A 228-nucleotide genomic window follows, 5' to 3' on the forward strand; every position below is an offset into this window, starting at 1 on the left:
TCGGTCGGGGCTTGCTTCCACGTGCGCCCGGGCGAACGGCACCGCCGCATCGAAGGGAAAGCTTGAAATCCGTTCCGAGCCGCAGACCTTGACCCAGCAGTTCTCCCGCCGGGCGAGTTCCAGCAGGGTCTGGAAAGCCGGCTGTTCCGTGCCGAGCCGGGTATCGATCCGCCCCATATGGACGATGATGAACGGAACGGAGAGCCGGCGGATCATATCGGAGAGCGG

1 protein-coding gene is annotated in these 228 nt (G+C 64.9%); it reads right to left on the minus strand.

Annotated elements, in window-relative coordinates; translation table 11 throughout:
- On the minus strand, positions 1-228 hold a 228-nt coding region (locus tag KVS69_RS20945), incomplete at both ends, for an amidohydrolase family protein (RefSeq protein ID WP_345776837.1).

The organism is Stenotrophomonas sp. GbtcB23, assembly GCF_019091045.1.
Taxonomy (GTDB): Bacteria; Pseudomonadota; Gammaproteobacteria; order Xanthomonadales; family Xanthomonadaceae; genus Stenotrophomonas; species Stenotrophomonas rhizophila_A.